The 16180-nt window shown below is 63.6% G+C and carries 12 protein-coding genes and 2 riboswitches; of the genes, 6 read left to right on the top strand and 6 right to left on the bottom strand.

From position 1 onward, the window contains the following. Positions 1-64 precede the first annotated feature (64 nt). Positions 65-2644, top strand: a complete 2580-nt coding sequence (locus SB753_RS25035) for a CHASE2 domain-containing protein (protein WP_410802392.1) — start codon at positions 65-67, stop codon at positions 2642-2644. Between the two features lie 76 nt (positions 2645-2720). Further along, positions 2721-3317, top strand: coding sequence for a DUF4136 domain-containing protein (locus SB753_RS25030; RefSeq protein WP_410802390.1), 597 nt, complete (start codon positions 2721-2723; stop codon positions 3315-3317). 6 nt (positions 3318-3323) lie between these two features. Here SB753_RS25030 and bluB read toward each other — a convergent pair whose 3' ends face one another. From bluB to cobA, 5 genes are read right to left on the bottom strand one after another with little or no spacing between them, the layout of a single operon-like run. Next, positions 3324-4004, bottom strand: a complete 681-nt coding sequence (gene bluB, locus SB753_RS25025; RefSeq protein WP_410802388.1) for a 5,6-dimethylbenzimidazole synthase — start codon at positions 4002-4004, stop codon at positions 3324-3326. Further along, positions 3988-5286 (bottom strand): cobyrinate a,c-diamide synthase, encoded by a 1299-nt coding sequence (locus SB753_RS25020; protein ID WP_410802386.1) that lies wholly within the window; start codon positions 5284-5286, stop codon positions 3988-3990. The genes bluB and SB753_RS25020 overlap by 17 nt, the downstream gene beginning before the upstream one ends. A 2-nt stretch (positions 5287-5288) precedes the next feature. Further along, positions 5289-5891 (bottom strand): cob(I)yrinic acid a,c-diamide adenosyltransferase, encoded by a 603-nt coding sequence (cobO, locus tag SB753_RS25015; protein ID WP_020071504.1) that lies wholly within the window; start codon positions 5889-5891, stop codon positions 5289-5291. Then, positions 5888-6310, bottom strand: a complete 423-nt coding sequence (locus SB753_RS25010; protein ID WP_410802384.1) for a cobalamin biosynthesis protein — start codon at positions 6308-6310, stop codon at positions 5888-5890. Before SB753_RS25010 ends, cobO begins: the two co-directional genes overlap by 4 nt. Continuing rightward, positions 6307-7074 (bottom strand): uroporphyrinogen-III C-methyltransferase, encoded by a 768-nt coding sequence (cobA, locus tag SB753_RS25005; RefSeq protein WP_410802382.1) that lies wholly within the window; start codon positions 7072-7074, stop codon positions 6307-6309. The genes SB753_RS25010 and cobA overlap by 4 nt, the downstream gene beginning before the upstream one ends. Before the next feature lie 232 nt (positions 7075-7306). After that, positions 7307-7552: riboswitch (cobalamin riboswitch) on the bottom strand. Positions 7553-7621: 69 nt separating this feature from the next. Beyond that, a riboswitch (cobalamin riboswitch) is annotated at positions 7622-7903 on the top strand. A 156-nt stretch (positions 7904-8059) separates the two neighbouring features. On the opposite strand from cobA, the gene cobW reads away from it, so the two are divergent. The 4 genes from cobW to SB753_RS24985 all read left to right on the top strand — a co-directional run bounded on the left by cobW (position 8060) and on the right by SB753_RS24985 (position 14777). Continuing rightward, complete coding sequence (cobW, locus tag SB753_RS25000; protein WP_410802380.1) at positions 8060-9163, top strand: cobalamin biosynthesis protein CobW; 1104 nt, start codon at positions 8060-8062, stop codon at positions 9161-9163. Between the two features lie 6 nt (positions 9164-9169). Then, positions 9170-12985 (top strand): cobaltochelatase subunit CobN, encoded by a 3816-nt coding sequence (cobN, locus tag SB753_RS24995; RefSeq protein ID WP_410802378.1) that lies wholly within the window; start codon positions 9170-9172, stop codon positions 12983-12985. After that, on the top strand, positions 12982-14064 hold the full coding sequence (locus SB753_RS24990; RefSeq protein ID WP_410802376.1) for an ATP-binding protein: 1083 nt from the start codon (positions 12982-12984) through the stop codon (positions 14062-14064). The genes cobN and SB753_RS24990 overlap by 4 nt, the downstream gene beginning before the upstream one ends. A 74-nt stretch (positions 14065-14138) precedes the next feature. Continuing rightward, positions 14139-14777: a vWA domain-containing protein gene (locus tag SB753_RS24985; protein ID WP_410802374.1), complete on the top strand. Its 639-nt coding sequence runs from the start codon at positions 14139-14141 to the stop codon at positions 14775-14777. A 36-nt stretch (positions 14778-14813) separates the two neighbouring features. Here the strand turns inward: SB753_RS24985 and SB753_RS24980 are convergent, their stop codons facing one another. Beyond that, the gene (locus SB753_RS24980; RefSeq protein ID WP_410802372.1) at positions 14814-15758 is read right to left on the bottom strand and encodes a flagellar brake protein; all 945 of its coding nucleotides are present in this window, start codon (positions 15756-15758) and stop codon (positions 14814-14816) included. Positions 15759-16180: the final 422 nt, after the last annotated feature.

Raw genomic sequence — 16180 nt, 5'->3', positions numbered from 1 at the left:
CACTGGCCCGGAAGTGACCCGGTCCGCTTGCTGATTTTGGCTTTCTACCTCCTGACATCGCGCCTTGCCCAACACATCCACGCGCTTGAGCCTCGACCCGCGCGCCCGTCTCGGACGGCGCGCCGGCCGTCGTTTTCTGATCGAATGGGCGGCTATCGGATGCCTGGGTCTCGTCGTGATCGCGCTCAGTTCGTTGGGTCGCATGAGCGCGAGCGTCGATCATCTGGTGTACGACCGCTTACTGAGTCTGCATGCTCAGGCGGTGCTGCCGGACATCGTCGTGCTAGAAATCGATAATGAAAGCATCGCGCAACTCGGCCGCTGGCCGTGGCCGCGCAGCGTTCACGCCCGATTGCTCGAGCAGGTCGCGAAGGCAAAGCCCGCCGCGGTCGTCTACGACGTGCTCTTCACCGAAACCAATCCCGACGATGCCGAACTTGCCCGCGCGATTGCGCTGAGTCCGACTTATCTGCCGGTGCTCCTCACGGACGCCGGGCAAGGCGCGCCCGCTGCCGTCGTCGAACCGGTGGCGCCGCTCGTGCGCGCAGCAGCCGGCCTCGGGCATATCAATCTCGAAGTGGACAGCGACGGCATCGTGCGCAGCGTCGCCCAGTTCGAGGGCGACGCCGACTCGCGCTGGCCGCAGTTGATGCTCACGGTGGCGCGGGCGGCAGAACGCGGCGCGCTAGGGCTGAATGTGCAGCCGGCAAGGCGCGCGTCTCTGGAATCGGCGAGCGATGCAAGCGATCGGGGCACCGTTGCGCGCAACGACGCTGCGAGCGACGGCCGCTTCCTGATCCCGTTCAGCCCGAATGCACAGAGCTACGAGAAGCTCAGTTTCGCGAGCGTGCTCGCGGGCCAGGTCCCGCCCGAGAAATTGCGCGGGCGCATCGTCGTAATCGGCGTGACCGCATCGGGTCTTTACGACCGGTTTGCCACGCCGGTTTCCGGTGCATTGGGGCCGCTGCCCGGCGTCTATATCCACGCGAACGTGCTCGATACGCTGCTCACCGGCCGCGAAGTCGCGCCTGCCGCACGATGGCTGCTGCTCGTCGTCTCACTGGCTCCGCTCGCGGCGTTGCTGGCCGGTTTCCTCGTACTGTCGCCGCGCCGCTCGCTGCTGCTGACCGGCGCGCTGTGCCTGCTTGCCATGTCCGGCAGTGCGATTCTGCTGTACGGCGCGCAGCTGTGGTTGTCGCCCGTGCCCGCGATTCTCGGCGTGGTGGCCGTTTATCCGATCTGGAACTGGCGCCGCCTCGAAATGACGATGGCGTATCTGCGCAAGGAGTTGCAGCGTCTCGCGGACGAACCGCATCTGCTGCCGCAAACGCCGCAGCGGCGGCGCCAGTTTGGCGGCGACGTGCTCGAACAGCACATGGCGCTGATGGCGCAAGCCGCACAACGCGTGCAGGACATGAAGCGCTTTATGTGGGACAGCCTGGACAGCATGCCCGAGCCGATTCTCGTGAGTGACATGCAGGGCATCGTGCTGATCGCGAACCATGCCGCGAGGGCGCACTTTGCACGTCTTGGCGCGCCGATGCCCGAGGGACGTTCCATGCAGGCGGTGCTCGGTGGCCTGACGTTCGTCAAGGCCATCGACAGCGGAGCCGGATCGGATGCCGAAAACGATCTGTTGGCCCGCGCGCACTGGCCCGCGCTGCTCGATCCCACGAGCCGCGAGTTTGCCGCGCTGATGGCGCAGGGCGTCGAAGTGCGCGACGCTGACGGGCGCGATCATCTGCTGCGTTACGCGAACTGCACGAATGCTCAGGGCGAGACGACTGGATGGATCGCCGGTCTCGTCGATGTCTCTGCGTTGCACGCCGCCGAGCGCCAGCGCGAAGACGCACTTCGGCTGCTGTCGCACGATATGCGCTCGCCGCAGGCGTCGATCCTGGCGCTCGTCGAGATCGAGCGGGCCCGCGAGAAGCCGGTGCTCGCGCGCGGCTTGCTCGAGCGCATCGAACGTTATGCGCAACGTGCGCTGACACTCGCCGACGACTTCGTCCAACTCGCGCGTGCCGAGTCGCAAACCTACCTGCTGGAGCCGGTGAATCTCGCCGAGCTGATGATCGACGCGAGCGATGAAGTCTGGCCGCAAGCGCACGCGAAGCGGATCGCGTTGCACACGGAAACGGACCTATCGGCAGAAGGCCGCGACATAGGCGATATCGCCGACGAGGGCCACTGGATCTGCGCCGATCGTTCGCTCCTGACGCGTGCGCTCGTCAACATCCTGAACAACGCGGTCAAATACAGTCCGCCCGATACGCATATCACCTGTGAGCTATCGAACGAGGCGCCCGCGCGCACGTCGGCGACGGCCGGTTTCACTATGGCGGTTGCATCGGATCGCGCGACGCGACGCGTGTCGTGCACGATCCGCGACCAGGGCTATGGGATACCGCAAGACCAGCAGGCACAGCTATTCGAACGCTTCAGACGTTTTCACGAAACAGAGCGGCCAGAAGTGGGCGGCGCCGGGCTCGGCATGGCCTTCGTCAAGACCGTGGTGACGCGCCATGGCGGTGAAGTAAACGTGGTGAGCGCGCCCGGGCGGGGCACGGCAGTCACGATCTATCTGCCGGCACTGGAAGAAGCGCAACTGGATCGGCCTGCGAGCCGGCGTCATGACGCCTGAGCGCGCGTCTTATCGAATCGGGGAGCGAACTGTGAAAACGGTGGAAGCGATGAGAGCGATGAAAGCGGTGAACGCAATGAAAGCGACTCTGGTGTGTACGGCGCTCGCTGCGGCGACGCTCGCCGGATGTACCGGCATGCACGCCGACGTGCACACCGCGACGCCCGCAGCCGCACTAGCCGGCGAGCGGACGTACACGTTCGCGCGCCTGCCGACGCAGGAAGCGCGCGTCGACCATGCGCAGTTCGAAACCGTGCTGCGCGACGAACTGGCCAAGCAGGGTTTCGCCGATACGACGGAGCGGCCTGCGCATTACGTGCTCTCGGTCGGATACGAGACGCGGCCAGCACAAATCGGCGTTGGTGTGAGCGACTGTGCATCTGGCAATTGCCGCCCGCTGACCGACGCATCGGTCTCGCTATTCGGCGCACGCGTCTACCGTCATACGCTCACGCTGCGGTTTTTCGAACGTGTGAGCGGGCGCGAAGTGTACAAGGTCAGTGCGGCCAGTACAGACCGCGACGCCGATCCGCTGCACGCCACGCCCGCGCTGATCAGAAGCGCGCTGGTGCAGTTCCCGTTCGACGCACCAACCGACTGGCGCGTGAAATTGCGCCCGAATCCAGAAGGCAGCCTGCCGGACGTGGTCTCGGTGACGCCGTTGCAAAGATAACGAAGGCTACAGCGGATCGCGCGGCGACTGCTCCTTCGGTACCGGATCTTCGGGCCAGCGGTTTTCAAATACGCAATCGGCGAGCGGCGTGCGCTCCGCCCATCGTTCGGTTTGCAGCATCGGTTCGCTATAAAAGCGGTCGACGTGGCCAAGGCAAAGTATCGCGACCGGCCGCGCGCCTTCCGGCATGCGCAGGAGCCGACGCACTGCATCGACGTCGAAGAGAGACACCCAACCCATGCCGAGCCCTTCCGCGCGGGCGGCGAGCCACATGTTCTGGATCGCGCAGGCCACCGATGCGAGGTCCATTTCCGGCAGCGTGCGGCGGCCGAAGATATGCCGCTCGCGGCCGTCCATCAGCGCCATGACGAGCAGCTCGCCGCACTCCAGCATGCCTTCCACTTTCAGCTTCATGAACTCTTCGCGACGCTTGCCGAGCGCGTCGGCGGTAGCCAGCCGTTCGCTTTCGACGTTCGCATGCAACGCAATACGCAAGGCGGGATCGGTGATGCGCGCGATGCGCCACGGCTGCATGAAACCCACGCTCGGCGCATGATGTGCAGCATCGAGCAGACGCTGCAATACCGCGGCATCGACGGGATCGCGCACGAAGTGGCGCATGTCGCGGCGCTCGTAAATCGCGCGATAAACCGCGTCACGGTCGGCTTCGTTAAAAGGCTTCGCCATTGAACAGAGCGGCCGTGAAGGCCGGGTTGGAGGGCCAGTAAGCGTGCATGTAAGTCGCGACAATCGAGCCGACGCGATATAGAGCCTCGCCGGGTGCATCGCCTTGAGGCCGCGTGGCTGAGCGTAACGGCGAAAGCGGCGTGCCGAGCTTCGAGTAGTGAAACGTGTGGCCGGTCACGGCGCCATGCATGCTGTCGATCTGTTGCATACCGAGCGCGGTGAAGCGTGTTTGCATCGTCGCGTGACCGGGCAGCAAGCCGAGCATCGACGTGCTGACACCTTGTGTGTCAGTGAGCTTATCGAGCAGATAAAGCATGCCGCCGCATTCGGCGACAAGCGGTTTGCCGGCCGCCGCATGTGCGCGGATCGCCGCGGCGCTGCGGGCATTCGCGGCGAGCGCCGCGGCGTGCAGTTCGGGATACCCGCCGGGCAGGTACAGCGCATCGGTGTCGGAGGGCGGCGCTTCGTCGGCGAGCGGCGAAAAGTAGTGAACGTGGGCGCCGAGCGCTTCGAGCAGCGCGACATTGGCCGGGTAGATGAACGAAAACGCGGCATCGCGCGCGATGGCGATTTTTTTGTTGTGCAGAAGGCGGGGAAGCACTTGTGGCGTAGCCGCGCCAAACTCCACCGCGGGCGGCAGCCCGGCCAGCGCCGTATGACTGAGCGCATCGGCGGCGCGATCCAGACGCGCGTCGAGATCGTCGATTTCCGCGGCCTGATGCAAGCCGAGGTGGCGATCGGGCAATTCGATTTCGTCGCTGGCGGTAATGTGCCCGCACCAGCGCAGCGCCGGCGGCAACGCCTCTTCGAGCATCTGCGCGTGACGCGAGGAACCGACGCGGTTCGCGAGCACGCCATGAAACGGCACCTGAGGCCGGAAATTCGCGAGGCCGAACGCGACCGCGCCGAAGGTTTGCGCCATCGCCTTCGCCGAAATCACCGCGAGTACCGGCACACCGAACTCGGTCGCGAGATCGGCGCTGCTCGGCGTGCCGTCGAAGAGGCCCATCACGCCTTCGATCAGGATCAGATCGGCTTCGTCCGCCGCCTGCGCGAGAAGATTGCGGCAGGCATCTTTGCCGACCATCCACAGATCCAGCGACAGCACGGGCGCGCCGCTTGCGCGCGCAAGGATCATCGGATCAAGAAAGTCGGGCCCGGTCTTGAACACGCGCACACGCCGCCCCAGTCGCCGATGGTAGCGCGCGAGGCCCGCGGTGATCGTGGTCTTGCCTTGACCCGACGCGGGCGCGCTGACAAAGAGCGCAGGGCAGGCGGACACGTTCAGAACTCCACGCCGCGCTGCGCCTTGACGCCTTGCTCGCGGTACGGATGCTTGACGATGCGCATTTCGGTGACGAGGTCGGCGGCTTCGATCAGCGCATCGGGCGCGTGGCGGCCGGTCACGACCACATGCAACATCGCCGGACGCGCGTTGATGACGGACAGCACTTCGTCGAGCGGCAGATATTCGTACTTGAGCACGGTGTTCAGTTCGTCGAGGATGACCATCTGATAGTCGCCGCTTTCAATCATCCTGCGTGCTTCGTCCCAGCCTTTGCGTGCGGTGGCCATGTCGGCGTCCCGGTTCTGCGTGTTCCAGGTGTAGCCGTCGCCCATCGTCACGAAGTCGCAGTTGGCAATTGCGCCGAGGAAGTCGCGCTCCGACGTATGCAGGGCGCCCTTGATGAACTGCACGACGCCAAGCCGCATGCCGTGGCCGAGCACACGCACGGCCATGCCGAAAGCGGCGGTTGTCTTGCCCTTGCCGGTGCCGGTGTTGACGATCAGCAGGCCCTTTTCGACGGTCGCGTTGGCCTGCTTCTTTTCGTGGCCTTCACGCCGGCGTTCGGTCATGCGTTGATGCGATTCGGGATCGGTCTTCATGGAAGGTCCTGTGAGATGGTGGTGACACTGTGTGCTGGCGCTGGTGCGGTCGATGCGATCGCCACGGTGACACCAGCGTAAACGGTTTTGCGAGCGATCAGATGTGCGGTGGAACCGGCGGCCACGCCAAGCAACGCGCACGGTTCGCATACGCCGTCCACGCCGAGATGCTCGCGCGCGGCAGCCGACGGTTCGTGAACGCCAATCGGGAGAATCTGCTCGCGGGTGAACACTTGCAGCGTGAACCCGTGACGCGCGCAGAACTCCAGCAGGCCCGGCTCGTCGGCTTTCGTTTCAATAGAGGCTACCGTTGCAATCTGTTCGAACGTGTGCGAACCGAGCGCGGCGCGCACCGCCGTTTCGATCTCGTCCGCCGATGTGTGCAGGCGGCAACCGATGCCCACGCTAAGCGTTTTCATTTCGCGTCCGGCGAAGATGCCGCATCTGATGAGCTTGCCGCGGCGGCACGCGCGAGCGCGAGCGACGCCACGCCGCCTATCACCACGATCGCAGGCGAGCCGAGTCCCGCGCGCGCGACCGCATCGGCGAATTCGCCAAGCCTCGAAAGCGCATGGCGTTGCTCCGGACGCGTGGCCGATTCGATCGCCGCACACGGCGTGTCGGCGCGCATGCCGGCTGCGAGCAATGCGCCGACGATATCGTTCAGCCGCCGCATGCCCATGTAGATGACGAGCGTCATGTGGGTGGCGGCGAGCGCGCCCCAATCCGGCTCGCTGCTGCCCGCACCGTGGCCGGTCACGAAGATCACGCCTTGCGCATGATCGCGGTGTGTAACCGGAATGCCGATAGCTGCGGGCGCCGCGATTCCGGCTGTGATCCCGCTGACGATCTCCACCTCGATTCCGGCCGCATGCAGCGCCTGCTGCTCTTCGCCGCCTCTGCCGAATACGAACGGATCGCCGCCCTTGAGTCGCGCGACGCTGCGCCCAGCATGCAGATGATCGAGCATTTGCGCGACGATGCCTTCTTGCGGCGTCGACGGATGACCGCCGCGTTTGCCGACGTAAACAATGGAGGCGTCAGCGCGAGCGAATTGCAGCACGTCGCGATTCACGAGATCGTCGACGAGTATCACGTCGGCTTGTCCGAGGGCGCGCGTTGCCTTCAACGTCATCAGTTCGACGTCGCCGGGCCCTGCGCCGATCAGCCACGCGCGTGTCATCGCGCCTCGCTAGCCGTGCACGGCAACGACGTTGCGCGCCCCGCCGGCGTACGCCATGCAGTGCGGCACGCGAACGGGCCCAGGTGATTGGAGATCGAAGTCATTCAAGCGGTGTCTTCACGCACGACGACGGCACGCGCGGGTGCGAACCCGGTTGCCAGATCGTGCTTCAGCGCCTTCACATCCGTCCCTCGCGGATTCCGGCTGCCGGCGGCGTGACGTCGAGAAACGCACGGTCGCCTCCGCATCTGGCCGGTATCCGGGCTGGCGGCCTCACGCGCTTTGCCTTCCCGCCCGCATTCATTCGAATGTATCGGACAGTGGCATCGAAAACGCATGCGCGGTGCAGCATGAACATTGCACCGCAGGTCGCTTACCGTTGCGGGGACAGCACAGGTTGAGCGCGGGAGCGCTGCCTGTTTCCCGTTTAACTGCACACGCGAATGCATGTGCGGGCACCAAACGCGCGCATACGATAGCACACGAGAAGCCCGTGCGATAAGCGCGCCGGGCCCGCGTTTCCTTGACGGCGCCAGACGGTCGGCCTAAACTCGCACGCACTTCTGGTGCTCGTGTGCGCGCTCGTGCGCATGCAGTTAAACGGGAAACAGGGCGCCCGCCTGTCACGGTTTGGGTCAACCTGTGCTGCCCCCGCAACGGTAAGCGAAAAGTGGCGTCACGGCGGTTCGCGTGGCGTCGCAGTGCCGGCTTCGATGTCCACGCGCAAGGCCGCGTGGGCATATCACCACTGGGCGAGAAATCACTCGTCCGGGAAGGGGAAGCGGCGCTTTCGCCAGCCCGGATACCGGCCGGAACACGAAGGGCGAACGTCGCGGGGATGCGGCGCTGCGCTCATGCCCTCACACCCGTTTTCTGCGTTTTTCCTGTTGTAGCAAGGCCGTCGTTCATGCCCGAGGCACGCGCTGGACCTCATGCGTGCGGACTACGCCGGCCGGCGCCTGCAACCTCTGGGATGGACCTCACGATGCAAACTCAAATGCGCAAGATCCCCGTCACCATCGTCACGGGCTTTCTCGGCAGCGGCAAAACCACTCTGTTGCGGCACATTCTTCAGTACGCGAGCGGCAAGCGCATCGCGGTGATCGTCAACGAGTTCGGCGAACTCGGTATCGACGGCGAAATCCTGAAGGGTTGCGGCATCGGTTGCGACGAGAACGGTGTCGAAACGGAAGGGCAATTGTATGAACTCGCGAACGGTTGCCTCTGCTGCACGGTGCAGGAGGAGTTCTTTCCGGTAATGGAAAAGCTCGTCGAGCGCCGTGAGCAGATCGACCATGTGCTGATCGAAACCTCGGGTCTCGCGTTGCCGAAGCCTCTCGTACAGGCGTTCAACTGGCCGCAGATCAAAAACAGTTTCACCGTCGATGCGGTGATTACCGTGGTCGACGGTCCCGCTGCCGCGAGCGGCCAGTTCGCGGAAAATCCGCTCGCTGTCGATGCGCAGCGCAAAGCCGATCCGAATCTGGATCATGAATCGCCGCTGCACGAATTGTTCGAAGATCAGTTGGCTTCAGCCGATCTGGTGATTCTGAACAAAACAGATCTGCTCGATGAGGCTCGTCAGAATGCGGTCGAAGCCGTGATCCGCGAGGAGATTCCGCCGCAAGTGAAGGTCGTGCGCGCGCAGATGGGGCAGCTCGATCTACACACGTTGTTCGGGCTCGAAGCCGCATCGGAAGAAACGATTCACTTGCGCCACGACCATCACGGTTCGGCAGACGATGCGGACCATCACCACGATGAATTCGATTCGGTAGTGGTGCATGCAAACGTGCTGTCGCGTGACGCGGTAATCGCCGCACTGCAAACGCTTGTCCAGAGCAACACGATCTACCGTGTAAAGGGTTTCGCGGCATTGCCGGGCGCAGCAATGCGTCTCGTGATTCAGGGCGTGGGCCGGCGCTTCGACAGCTATTTCGACCGGCGCTGGCAACCTGGCGAGGCGGGCGAAAGCCGCTTCGTGCTGATCGGTGAAGACCTCGATCAAGCCGCGCTGCAGCGCGCGTTCGACGCGGCGCTGGGCGTGTCGAACGCTCAGGTGCCGGGCGTCGCAGCGCAGCAGGCGTAAGCGCACATGCATCTTCTGCGCACCACGCCGGGCGGTTTCGTCGACGATACGCAAGGCGTGATCCGTATCGATCAGCGGCCTGCGGATATCGTCGTGCTCAGTTCTGCGGACACCACGTTGTCGCTGCTGGCAAGCGTGTTTCCTCGTCTCGGCGATGGTTTTCCGAGCGTGCGGCTCGCGAACGTGACGTATCTGCGGCAACCGGCGTCGGTCGATTTCTACGTCGAAGATGTGCTGCAACACGCGCGCGTCGTCGTAGTCGATCATCTTGGCGGCGAAGCGTATTGGCCGTACGGTATCGAACAGGTCGTCGCGCTAGCGGAGCGCAAACAGCAAACGCTCGCGATGTTTTCGGGCGATCTGCAGGAAGATCCCAATCTGCTTGCGCGCAGCACCGCGGACACGGATCTGTGCCATCAGTTGTGGCGTTATTTGCGGGAAGGCGGTCCCCAGAATGCGGAGGCGTTTCTGCGCTGCATCGCGTATCGCGCGCTCGGTTGGGGACACGAGCCTGCGCCGCCCCGTGCGTTGCCGGCCGCGTCGCTTTACCATCCACAACGCGACACGCCGACAATCGCCGACTGGCAAGCGCGCTGGCGGCACGATGCGCCCGTCGCGGCGATACTGTTCTACAAGGCGCATCTTCAGGCGGCCAACACAGCGGTGTTCGACGCGCTGATCGAAGCGCTCGAAGCACACGGCGTGAACCCACTGCCAATCGCGATTACGTCGTTGAAAGACGCGGTGAGTCGCGAAGTCGTACAGTCGTTGTGCTCGCAACATAACGCGGCGCTCGTACTCAACACGACTGCGTTCGCCGCGTCCGCGATCGATGATCCCGAACCGCTCGCGCTCGCCGGCGACGCGCCTGTGCTTCAGGTGATTCTGAGCGGCGGCAACCGCGAGGACTGGCTCAAGGACAATCAGGGCCTGAATTCGCGCGACATCGCCATGCATATCGCGCTGCCCGAAGTGGATGGGCGCATCATCACGCGCGCGATCAGTTTCAAGGGACTTGCGTATCGCTGTCCGCATACGGAAGTCGACGTGGTGCGTTATCAGCCCGATCGCGAACGCGTCGACTTTATCGCCGAGTTGAGCCGCCGCTGGTGCCGCCTGCGCTCGCTCGACAACGCGGACAAGAAACTCGCGCTGATTCTCGCCAACTATCCGATGAGCGAGGGTCGCATTGGGAATGGCGTCGGACTGGATACGCCGGCGTCGGTGGTCGGCATTCTGTCGATGTTGCGCGACGAAGGTTATCGCGTGGCAGCCGTGCCCGATAACGGCGACGCGCTATTGCAGAAGCTGACCGAGGGCGTGACGAACGATCCGGTGGTGCGCGATCTGCGGCCCGCTTTGCAAAGCTTTGCGGTGGCCGATTACCTCACCCATTTCAACGCGCTGCCCGCCGAAGCGCGCAATGCGCTGAATGCGCGTTGGGGTCCGCCGGAGCACGACCCGAGCGTGCGGCGCGGCCGTTTCATGATTGCGGGTTGGCGTTGCGGCCACGTATTCGTCGGCATTCAGCCGTCGCGCTCGCGCGAGCAGGGCGATTACGCGAGCTATCACGACGCCGAACTCGTGCCGCCGCATGCGTATCTCGCGTTCTATTTCTGGCTGCGTCATCAGTTCGGCATCGACGCGGTCGTGCATGTCGGCAAGCATGGCAACCTCGAATGGCTGCCCGGCAAGAGTGTTGCGTTGAGCGATACCTGCTGGCCAGATCTGATTCTCGGGCCCATGCCGCATCTATATCCGTTCATTGTCAACGATCCGGGCGAGGGCAGTCAGGCCAAGCGCCGCGCGCAAGCCGTGATCGTCGATCATCTGATGCCGCCGCTCACGCGCGCCGAAAGTTACGGTCCGTTGCAGGACCTCGAGCGCCAGGTCGACGAATACTATGAAGCGTTGATGGTCGACCCGCGCCGCTCGAAGCTGTTACGGCGCACGATTCTCGCGACTATCGTCGAACATAAGCTGCATGAAGAATTAAGCCTGTCCGAGCCGAAGGGTGAAGACGACGAAGATGTGTTGCTCACGCGCGTCGATGCGTGGCTGTGTGAATTGAAAGAAGCGCAGATTCGCGATGGTTTGCACACGTTCGGCCAATCGCCGCAAGCAGTGCAACGACGCGATACGCTGCTTGCGTTAGCGCGTTTTCCCGTCGGCGATGGGCAAGGTGGCAACGCAGGGTTGATCGATGCGTTGGCGCGCGATCTGCAGATCGATCACTTTTTCGACCCGCTATCGGTGGATTGGTCCGCGGCCTGGACAGGCCCGCGTCCTGTCATTCTGCAACAGGTCAGCGATGCGCCCTGGCGGCATTGCGGCGATACGCGCGAGCGTCTGGAACTGTTCGCAGCGGAAATGCTGCGAAGCCTATGCGAGCCGCAAGCGCACACGAATACAGATACGGCGAACCCATTGGCGAAGGCGCCGCTGCCGCAGGCAGGACGCGTGATCGAGCGCTTGCGCAACGACGTGCTGCCGCGGCTCGACGCATGCGGTACGCAGGAGATGACGCATCTCAGGCGCGGTCTCGAAGGGCGATTCGTGCCGCCGGGTCCGAGCGGTTCGCCATCGCGTGGCAGACCCGATGTACTGCCGACCGGCCGAAACTTCTATTCGGTCGACACGCGTGCGGTCCCAACGCAAGCGGCCTGGTCGCTCGGGCTGAAGTCGGCGCAGCAGTTGATCGAGCGGCATTTGCAGGAACACGGCGATTACCCGCGTGCGATCGGTCTGTCCGTGTGGGGCACCGCGACAATGCGCACGGGCGGCGACGACATTGCGCAAGCGCTCGCATTACTTGGAGTGCGACCGAAGTGGGCGCCGGGCAGCCATCGCGTGACTGACTTCGAAATCATGCCGATCGAAGCGTTCGACCGGCCGCGCATCGACGTCACGCTACGTGTGTCCGGTTTTTTCCGCGACGCGTTCGCGAACGTTATGCATCTGTTCGATGCTGCGGTGCAAGCCGTCGCCGAACTGGACGAACCAGCAGAACTGAACCCGATTCGCGAGCGTGTGCTGCGGGAACGCGATGCGTTGATCGCACACGGCATGGACGCGGCCGAGGCACGCAAGCGCGCCGGCTGGCGCGTATTCAGTGCGCGTCCGGGCGCTTACGGCGCCGGTTTGCAGGACATGATCGACTCGCAGCAATGGCAGACCGACGCCGATCTCGCGAATGCATATCAGGCTTGGGGCGGTTATGCGTACACGCAGAAAAGCGCCGGCGAAGAAGCGCGTCACGCATTCGGCACACGCCTCGCCGCGATGGATGTCGTATTGCAGAATCAGGACAACCGCGAACACGATCTGCTCGATTCGAACGACTACTATCAGTTTCAGGGCGGTATGGTCGCGGCCGTACGCCATCTTGCAGGCAATCAGCCGAGCGTTTATCACGCCGACCATAGCAACCCCGCCGCGCCGCGCGTTCGCACGCTTCACGAGGAGATCGCGCGCGTAGTGCGCTCGCGCGTGGTCAACCCGAAATGGATCGACGGTGTAAAGCGCCATGGTTATAAAGGCGCTTCTGAAATTGCAGCAACGGTCGATTACCTCTATGGCTATGATGCGACCGCGCGTGTGGTCGCGGACCATCAATATGCGCTCGTCACCGATGCTTATCTGAACGATGCGGATACGCGCGAGTTCTTGCAACGGCACAATCCGCATGCGTTACATTCGATTTGCGAGCGCCTGCTGGAAGCGATGCAGCGCGGTCTGTGGCAGGCGCCCGGCGACTATCGCGCGCAGGTCGAACAGCATCTGCTCGCGAGCGAACAGCAGATTGAAGGAATGCAATCATGAATGCAGCCACGCAAGATGCGCGGCCGAATCCTGCGCAAAACCCCGCGCAAAGGCCGGCGTTTCCTTTCTCCGCATTGATCGGTCAGGCGCCGTTGCAGCAAGCGCTGTTGCTCGCCGCGATCGATCCGGGGCTGGGTGGCGTGCTGGTGAGCGGGCCGCGAGGCACGGCTAAATCGACAGCCGCGCGCGCGCTCGCCGAGCTGTTGCCCGAAGGGCAACTGGTTAATCTGCCGCTGGGCGCGAGCGAGGATCGTCTGATCGGCACGCTCGATATCGAAACCGTACTGCGCGACGGCTCCGTGCGCTTTTCGCCGGGGCTGCTAGCCAAGGCGCATCGCGGCGTGCTGTATGTGGATGAGGTGAATCTGTTGCCCGATGCGCTCGTCGACGCGTTGCTCGACGTCGCAGCGAGCGGTGTAAACACCGTGGAACGCGACGGCGTATCGCATAGTCACGAGGCGAGCTTCGTGCTGATCGGCACCATGAATCCCGAAGAGGGCGAGTTGCGGCCGCAATTGATCGACCGCTTCGGCTTGATGGTCGAGTTGCAGAACTGTTTCGAGCCGCGCGTGCGTGAAGAGATCGTGAAGGCGCGGCTCGCATACGATCTCGATCCGGTAGCCTTTCGTGCCGGTTACGCTCGTGAGCAGGCGGATTACGTCGAGCGGATCCGTGCAGCACGCAACAAGCTCGCGCAGCTTTCTTTCGACGACGCCGTGCATGCGCATGTCAGCGCGTTATGTATCGACGCCGCAGTAGACGGCTTGCGCGCCGACCTGGTGATGCTCCGCGCCGCGCGAGCGCTCGCGGCGCTGGAGCGGAGCGACGCTGTAACGTCGCAGCATGTGGATAGCGTCGCCGAAGCGGTGCTCGTGCACAGGCGGCGTCAGCGGGACACATCGACCGCTAACGATGCGACTGGCGGCGAAGCAATGTCACGCGATTTGGCGCACAGTTCGACTACGCCCTCATCTTCCGATGTCGAGGCCGGCGATGGCGATTGGGGTTATCTGCCGCCGCAGCCATCCGCGACGACGCACGTCAAAGGCGTCATACCGCTTAACGTAAAAAAACGCTGAGCCATCGGAAGGGCGCCGCCGCTGACTCGCGCAGCGGTTTCCGATGGCGGCGACGGGCGCAGACGCACAGCAATGTGCGTGCAGATCCGCGTGGCGAGCCAACGCGCCGTATCGCATGGCCGCAGACGTTTGCTGCGAGTGGACAGCGACGAGCGAAAGAGCAGCGGGAAGAGCGCGGGCAACCCGCGCTGCGTGCCGAAGATCTGCGTTTCGTGCGCGAGACGCCCCCCGGCGGTGTGCTGCACTGCTTCGTGCTCGACTGCTCCGGTTCGATGCTGGCCGGTCAGCGCCTCGCACTCGCGAAAGGTCTGCTGATTGCGCTGTTCGATCGCGCGAGTGCAATGCGCGCCGAGGCTGCGCTGATCTGCTTCGGCGGCGCCGGCGCAGACCTGCGCTTTGGCCCCGCAGTGCCGCGCTGGTGGAACGAGCGTTGGCTTGAGCCCGTCGGCGGTGGCGGCGGGACGCCGTTCGCAGCGGGCATTCGACAGGCAACGCAGTTGCTCGGGCGCAGCGCGCGCCGCAACCCGGCGCAACAGCGCTGGCTTTGGGTTCTGACCGACGGCCGCACGACTGATCAAGCGACGCGTCCCCTGGATGCAGACGAAGTCGTATTCGTCGACTTCGAGCGTGGCGCGATACGGCTCGGCCGCTGCGAGCGGATGGCGAGCGCATGGGGCGCATGCCGCGTCACGCCGGAAGAACTGATTGGTTGATAGGCAAGCGCGCTTCGCGCACTGCTTGCCGCGGGTTCATTTGAAGCCGTGCGACCACTGCTGCACGTCGTCCTGACGATCGAACACAAAGACCTTCAACGCTATCTGCTGGGCCGGTTCGAGTTGATCGAATTCGAGTCCATGTACCGAAGAACTATCGGCGCCAGTGCTTTTCTGCAGGTTTCGGATCACGGCCGTGGTCTGTATCTCTGTGTCCATCTCCGCCGATCCGAGCCGGAAAGCCACGCGCAACCGGTCGCCGACGGCACCCAGGGTCCACGGCGCCATCAGCGACATGCCAAGCGCGCTGAGGCTCTTCGCTACGCCGAGACCGTCGTACGTGTCCCCGGTTTCGCCGATGCCGAAGCGCACCGCGAAATGCGTTTGAACGCGTATCGACTTGCGTTCGCGCAGACGCCGGATGGGGCCGGGGCGCGACAGCACCACGTAATCGAACGGAGAGCGGCAGACGGCTTCGACGGTGCATACGAATCGGAACACCGCCTGACTTGCAATCGCGACGATGTCGATGTTTTCACCGAGGCCGAGCGCAAGCATGCGCCCCTGCTGAAGCGGCGGAGTGATGAACAGCGAATGATTCGGCGCAAAACCGATGATGCGGCATGGATGCATTGGCGCGCCGCTGCCCATTTGCAAGCGTACGCCAACCAATGCACCGATTTCGACGTGCATGTCGGCGAGCGTCAGCGGTGTTTGCGGTTCGGCATGCGTATCCGCTACGGCTGCTGGCTGTGCTGCCGCGTCCGCCAGGTCGCCGCGGCGGGGCTCGAAGTGCTTGAAGAGAAAGGCTTTTTCGTCGGCAGTTGCGAGAACTGTGCCGCTTGCAAAAAGCAGCGAGCCGTCTGCATCGACGATCGGCCATTCGAGCGGTGTGCCTACCGGTACCGCGTCGGCGCTGAGGACCGACGAAGGCGCTGCTGGCGCGGGATTCGGGACTTGCTGGTCTGCTGATTCGTCCATTGAGCAGCGATCGTTTGAGTGGCGGGATATCCAGTTTAACGGCGGCCGGCGAGAGAGCTTTAATTGGTGCGAGACGGCGGCGGCAGTTCTTTCGTGTGTTCGTAGTCGGGGCAGGCGGGAAAATTGTGTTGGATACCTAACTATTTGCGGGTACGCGGAAAAAGTACTGCTCGTTCCGTTTTCCAACTTTTTGAAAATAATTGCAGATGAGGGGTTGACGGGCTGCGGGCTGCATCGCATAATTCGCCTCCCGTTTGATGACGGACGCGAAGAAAGCAGAGCTTCTTCACGAATGATCTTTAAAAACTAACAGCCGATAAGTGTGGGCGCTTGATGCGCGACGCGGGTGGATCTCCGGATTCACATAAAGCGAAAGTATCAAGTCTCACACAGTAATGAAAGGAAGGTTTGGTCATCGAGAG

Origin of the sequence: Paraburkholderia sp. SIMBA_053 (assembly GCF_046534895.1) — a bacterium.
Taxonomy (GTDB): domain Bacteria; phylum Pseudomonadota; class Gammaproteobacteria; order Burkholderiales; family Burkholderiaceae; genus Paraburkholderia; species Paraburkholderia caledonica.
This window is presented reverse-complemented; position numbering and strand designations above follow the sequence as displayed.

Excerpts from the sequence above, each read along its gene's own strand:
- SB753_RS25030 (WP_410802390.1), top strand. The coding sequence starts at position 2,721 with ATGAAAGCGACTCTGGTGTGTACGGCGCTCGCTGCGGCGACGCTCGCC.
- bluB (WP_410802388.1), bottom strand. The coding sequence starts at position 4,004 with ATGGCGAAGCCTTTTAACGAAGCCGACCGTGACGCGGTTTATCGCGCG.
- cobO (WP_020071504.1), bottom strand. The coding sequence starts at position 5,891 with ATGAAGACCGATCCCGAATCGCATCAACGCATGACCGAACGCCGGCGT.
- SB753_RS25010 (WP_410802384.1), bottom strand. The coding sequence starts at position 6,310 with ATGAAAACGCTTAGCGTGGGCATCGGTTGCCGCCTGCACACATCGGCG.
- cobA (WP_410802382.1), bottom strand. The coding sequence starts at position 7,074 with ATGACACGCGCGTGGCTGATCGGCGCAGGGCCCGGCGACGTCGAACTG.
- cobW (WP_410802380.1), top strand. The coding sequence starts at position 8,060 with ATGCAAACTCAAATGCGCAAGATCCCCGTCACCATCGTCACGGGCTTT.
- cobN (WP_410802378.1), top strand. The coding sequence starts at position 9,170 with ATGCATCTTCTGCGCACCACGCCGGGCGGTTTCGTCGACGATACGCAA.
- SB753_RS24990 (WP_410802376.1), top strand. The coding sequence starts at position 12,982 with ATGAATGCAGCCACGCAAGATGCGCGGCCGAATCCTGCGCAAAACCCC.
- SB753_RS24980 (WP_410802372.1), bottom strand. The coding sequence starts at position 15,758 with ATGGACGAATCAGCAGACCAGCAAGTCCCGAATCCCGCGCCAGCAGCG.